General features: G+C 45.1%; 4 protein-coding genes. 1 reads left to right on the top strand and 3 read right to left on the bottom strand.

What is annotated here, in order from left to right:
• The coding region (locus VF500_RS13875; RefSeq protein ID WP_330860238.1) for a cellulase family glycosylhydrolase at positions 1–1,461 on the top strand (1,461 nt) is incomplete at its 5' end.
• A gap of 182 nt (positions 1,462–1,643) precedes the next feature.
• On the opposite strand, the gene VF500_RS13870 is transcribed toward VF500_RS13875, so the two are convergent.
• From VF500_RS13870 to VF500_RS13860, 3 genes are all read right to left on the bottom strand, one after another.
• A complete protein-coding gene (locus VF500_RS13870) occupies positions 1,644–3,092 on the bottom strand; it encodes a family 43 glycosylhydrolase (RefSeq protein WP_330860237.1) in 1,449 nt (482 codons plus the stop codon).
• A 19-nt stretch (positions 3,093–3,111) separates the two neighbouring features.
• On the bottom strand, positions 3,112–3,846 hold the full coding sequence (locus tag VF500_RS13865) for a hypothetical protein (protein WP_330860236.1): 735 nt from the start codon (positions 3,844–3,846) through the stop codon (positions 3,112–3,114).
• Positions 3,847–4,943: 1,097 nt separating this feature from the next.
• Positions 4,944–5,600, bottom strand: a 657-nt coding sequence (locus VF500_RS13860) for an alpha-L-fucosidase (protein WP_330860235.1), incomplete at its 5' end; no start/stop codon positions are given.

The following is a 5,600-nucleotide window of genomic DNA, read 5'->3' as shown; positions in this document are numbered from 1 at the left end:
AATACACTCGAAGCTACAGGCGGCGAAACAGCATGGGGAAATCCTACGGTAACCCAGGCGCTTATCGATCAGGTTAAAAAAGCCGGTTTCACTGCGGTGCGTATCCCTTGTTCGTGGGATCAGTATGCCAACAGCAGCACGGCGCAAATTCAGCAATCATGGCTCAACAGGGTGCAGCAGGTTGTTCAATATTGTGTTAACGATGGTTTGTATGTAGTATTAAATATCCATTGGGATGGCGGATGGCTGGAAAATAATTGTACTACCGCCGCACAGGCTGATGTTAATGCCAAACAAAAGGCTTTTTGGGAGCAGATAGCAACCCAAATGCGTGGTTTTGATGAACATGTGATCTTTGCCAGTGCCAACGAACCTGCTGTATCAGACGCCACAGGGATGAGCGTGCTGCTTTCTTATCATCAAACGTTTGTTAACGCGGTCAGGTCAACCGGCGGCCATAATAGTTACAGGGTGCTGCTTATCCAGGGCCCCTCTACCAATATTGACAATTCTAACAATTTAATGAATACCCTTCCCACAGATCCGGCGTCCAATCGGCTGATGGTGGAGGTGCACTATTATACTCCCTATAATTTTACAGGTTTAACCGCAGACGCAAGCTGGGGTAGTATGTTCTATTATTGGGGTAGTGGCTACCACTCTACAAGCGACGCTTCACGAAATGCAACCTGGGGCGAAGAGTCAGATGCCGTTGCAGAGTTTCCGCTGATGAAGTCAAAATTTATTGATAAAGGCATTCCGGTTATCCTGGGGGAATATGGAGCAATTCACCGGCAGCAAACGCTTTCCGGAGATGCATTGACGTTGCACCTTGCCGGCAGGGCTTACTATCTCAATTACATCACACACCAGGCATTACAATACGGTTTACGTCCATTTTATTTTGATGACGGATCGGCGGGTAATAATGCGTTCAGGATCATTAACAGGCAAACGAACGGAGTGGCCGATCAACAAGGTATGGCGGCAGTAATGCAGGGAACGCAAAATAATACCTCGTCAACAATTCAGATTGGGCAAGTTTACCAGATCTATAGTAGAAACAGTTTTAAAGCCCTGGAATTTGCCGGCTGGGGTACTGCCAATCAAACACAGGCCGACCAATGGGATTATTTAGCAGGAGCAAACCAGCAATTTAAAGTAGAAGATGCAGGCGGTGGCTACTATAGATTAACCCCTATGCATGCCACCGGAAAGTGCCTGGAAGTTTATGGTTGGAACACCGGTAACGGCGGCCAGGTGGATTTATGGGATTACAGCGGCGGTGCAAATCAAAAGTGGTCTATCCAGATAACCGACAACGGCTATTATAAGATCATTAATGCAAATAGCGGAAAGGCCTTGGATGTTACGGGTGCTTCGCTTAATAACGGCATTGCAGTTGACCAATGGACTTATTCCGGAAGCCGCAATCAACAGTGGGGCTTTGTGAAAATATAACTTAACTATCAGAAAGCAGTATGGCCTTTTTACCATGCCTTTTTCCAATGATATGTCCTTAAATATTGAGGAGTGTTGGCAATTAAAAAAGCAAACAACAAAAAGCCGCCTCGTAATTCAATTATGAGGCGGCTTCCTTATTTAAAAATACAGTCATCAAATCTGCCTGCATAAAATATGCATCAGTCAACATTAAATACCCACTTTGAATTATCACTGTGCATATCAAATTTTGCAAGTGTCGGTGTGCTATCTCCTGAAGATACCAGCGCCAGCGACTCTTTTGAATTAGGAATAGCTTTGGGCATTATCCTGTAACTACCATCAGTTAATTGGTCTATTCGCCATAGTTGTTCGGGCGCACCGGTAAATGCCGGTAGTGTTATTACTTCAGCTTCGGCCGTGGAAGCCAATACCCTGTTGGTTCCTGCTATCCCAATTTTATAATAGGGGCTGCCTGGGTATCCGCCTGCATCAGGCACCGCTGTAATTGTCCATTTTTGATGCGGCCGGGACATATAGTCGCCTATTCTGACACCGATATTTCCGGCTGGCCAAGTGTTGGCCACATCTGTTAGCTCCTGTGGAGGAACAGCTTTAACAGGTTCGTCATTATTTCGGTTAAATCGCATCCCACCCGGCATCCGCACAAAATCAACTGCTAATTCGAGGGCATATCCTCTTCTTTCCGATGCAATTTCGTAAGTCCCTTCCTTAAAAATATTGCCTGCAACCGGCCAGCCGTTTTTCCAGAGCAAAGGACGGATGCCCAATACACTGTAGGCGTTCCTGTCTAAATCGGCTTCATAATGGCATGACATTTTTTGAACGCCATCTTCAAGTATGATACGTCCGAAGTGCCCCGGACCGATCAGTTTTTTGCTGGCCGCAAGCACCATTTTGCCGCCGCCCTTTAACATGTCCCGCCCTACGTTATCAAGATAGGGGCCGGTTATTTTCTTGGAGCGGCCAACCACAATATTGTAGGTTGAATTTGGACCGTCGCAGCATGTGCCGTGGGTACCAAGCAGGTAATACCATCCGTCCTGGTACATCAGGTCGGTGGCTTCGCAATCAATTGCTATGTTTATGGGCTTGTTGCCAGGCATCCGTTTGCCGGTCTTGGGGTCGAGCTCTACAAGGCGGATAAATCCGAAATAGGTACCGTATGATAACCACAACTTTCCGGAGGTTGGATCAAGAAGGAGCCCCGGATCAATGGCGTCATTATCCTCCTTTCCGTCGGATGAAGCTACAACTATAGCTTCCGAATACTTAAAATCGGACGATTTCGGGTCGAGTGTTTTATTCCACACGGTAAGGATCCTGCCATTGTGGCCACCTCCGAGGCCGCCGCCTGTTGCACCATATGCTATAAGATAACGGTCGCCAATTTTTACAACATCAGGTGCGGCTCCTCCGCCTGGCCTTACGGCACCGCTGTTCCATGTCCAGCCATCATCGGATATCAATCCCCCGCCAAAGGTGCCGAATGTGTAGTATTTACCATCACATAACATAATGGTTGACGGATCATGTATAAATGGTTTCCCTACCTGCGCGAAAACAGCGCTCGCTGCACATATTGAAAGCGAGGCAATAGCGCCTGAGATTTTAGTAATGAGGTTCATAGTAAGCTGATCAACAAATTTATTCGTAACTAATTGTGAGGTCTTTTACAGGCATACCTTTTTCATCAAGGAGGCGGATACAGAAATCACTCATTCCGGGGCCATTGATCACCGCACCACGGATAATATTTTTTCCTTTATTAATTGTAAGGTGGGGTGATACGCAGTCATCCATTACCATACGCCTGTCGCCCGATAACAGAATAGCTTCCTTTTCATTTAGCCACCACATCGATGCCGAGTTTGATCCTACGGCCAACCTTACATTTTTAATTTCGCGCGGGCTGTTGACAACGGTTACTGCCCAAAATAAAACGCCATAGGTAGGCTTTTTTAAGCCTGTTGCAAACCGGAAAAGTTTAACATTGAAATTGTTGCTCTCCAGTGCATGCCAGGTTAGTTCCTGGCTCTCAACCTTTACCTTTTCCCCGTTTTTAGGAACTCCTGTAAACTGGTTTTGAAAATAAGGGGTTGTAAATGCCGACCTTAGATAACTGTCGGTAAATACGGTATTGCTTCGATTGGGTTTATTAATGGGCTCCAGTAGTAACCAGCGCCGGATAAACCCTTCGGCGTCCGGCGTCTTTTTCAATGCCGTTGCCGGAATAAAGTAGGGGGAGAGGTTTGCTGTAGTATCGCTTTGAGCGATGCCGTGAATTTTGTGCCGCGGTGTAGCAGAACGGCTAAGCACTGCCGACCCTAATAAAATTGCAAGGCTTACACCCGGCAACAACACTTTGTGTTTTATATTCATGTGATCCTTACTGTGGTTTATAAAAGCGTTTCAGGCCAAAAATAGAGATGCCGGCAAAGGGCAAATACCACTATTTGTCAAAACAAAACAACTTTTGGGCGATTAGAGCAGGCTTATCGGCTTCTGGGATTAAAAATTAATTATGTTGGAATTGCCGCTTCGGGACCATACCAGTACCTGCTTCTTTACCTCGATAACTTTAGCGGCGTAAATCATCATGATCAGCCTCTTTTTTTTGACTTTTTTAGCTACTCAAGCAATATATAGTTTGGAGATAGATTGACACTAATGAAAGGGGTTAACAGGGTTAACACAATTCGGGGTTGTTTTTTATTTAAGTGTCTGACAATTATATACTTGAGCTATTGTTTCTCAATAAACATGTAAACCCCCTTTTCGTATAAATATTATCGGCTAAATTTCAATTTACAGGTAACGCAACACCAGGGTGGTTAATTTGATTTGTGATACGGATTCTTCTGGCTATAGTCGTTAACTTAAGGATGAAAGCGGGGGAATTGCGCGATTTTCCTATCAAGAGGCTATCGCGTGGACACATCTTTTTAATCTTGTCATTTATCGAAAAAAATGTCATTTCGACGAACCAGGGTGGGGGTTGTGCGACAGAGGTGCGGAGAAATCTTCTACATCCTGTTTTTACAGGTATAGTTGTAGAGCCTGATGTAGAAGATTTTTCGCTATCGCTCAAGAGATAGTTTCTCTTTCGCTCCATCACTCAACCCGCCGCTGCTCTATCGAAATGACAATTCCTTAAAGATGTGTCCACACGATAGTCTCAAGAGGGGGCATTCTAATTATGTTTTGCAAGTTCAAGCGTCTTTCGCTTAAACTACGACCAAAGTAAGCGTCCACGCTTACGTTTATAATGTATTACGGTAGGGCGGACGCTTAATTAACACTAACGATCAAGCGCAGGGCGTTTATCGCGCGAGTTTTAAGAACTCAATATTGGAACACAACAGCCCGCTCTCAAGAGGGGATTTTTAAAATCTCTTGCAGAATTAATTGCTTAAGTTGCCGGGCCGTGGCCGCCCGGCAAGTAATTGTTGAATTGCTTATTATAATTAATGGAGCTGTTAGTTGCCTTTTGTTTTTAACACCAGAGTGGTTGCGATTGGATCTAATTCTAACGCGGCCAGATCAAGATTGATACCGGTTGCATCCTGATGGAATTTAACTTTTTTACCATGCAGCACCGAACAAGCAATAACAGTTTGTTTAATTGGCGGTAATTTAATAGCAGTTTCACCCTCAGGCATTTTGAGCAGGTGGATGTATATGTTATTGCCTTTGTAAGCAGCACCATAAAAATCATCAACGGGTTGAAAAGGCCCGGGACGAGTTTGATATATGCTTTCGCCATTTTTTGCTAACCAGTTGCCCACTTCCTTCAGCCGGTCAACATGCGTTGGAGGAATAACACCATCCGGGTCTGGCCCAACATTTAATAACATGTTCCCGCCGCGGTCAACAGTATTAACAAGCATAGTTATAATTTTTTCCAGCGGCATCAACCGTTGGGCTTTATTATATCCCCAACTCGTTTCGTTAAGGTTCAGGCATTTTTCCCAGGGGAAGGGAATAATAGGGCCCTTAACATCCGCACCACCTTCATCGGTCTGAAAATCTCCTACCATTCCTGATCTTGGATTAATGACCACATCGGGGTTATAGCTACGTACCATGGCATTAAGTTTTAATGGTTCCCAGAACCAGGCCGCGTCGGCATCAGT

The organism is Mucilaginibacter sp., assembly GCF_036383575.1.
GTDB lineage: Bacteria > Bacteroidota > Bacteroidia > Sphingobacteriales > Sphingobacteriaceae > Mucilaginibacter.
Note: the sequence above shows the minus strand (reverse complement) of the source record. Positions and strands in the feature narration are given on the sequence as shown.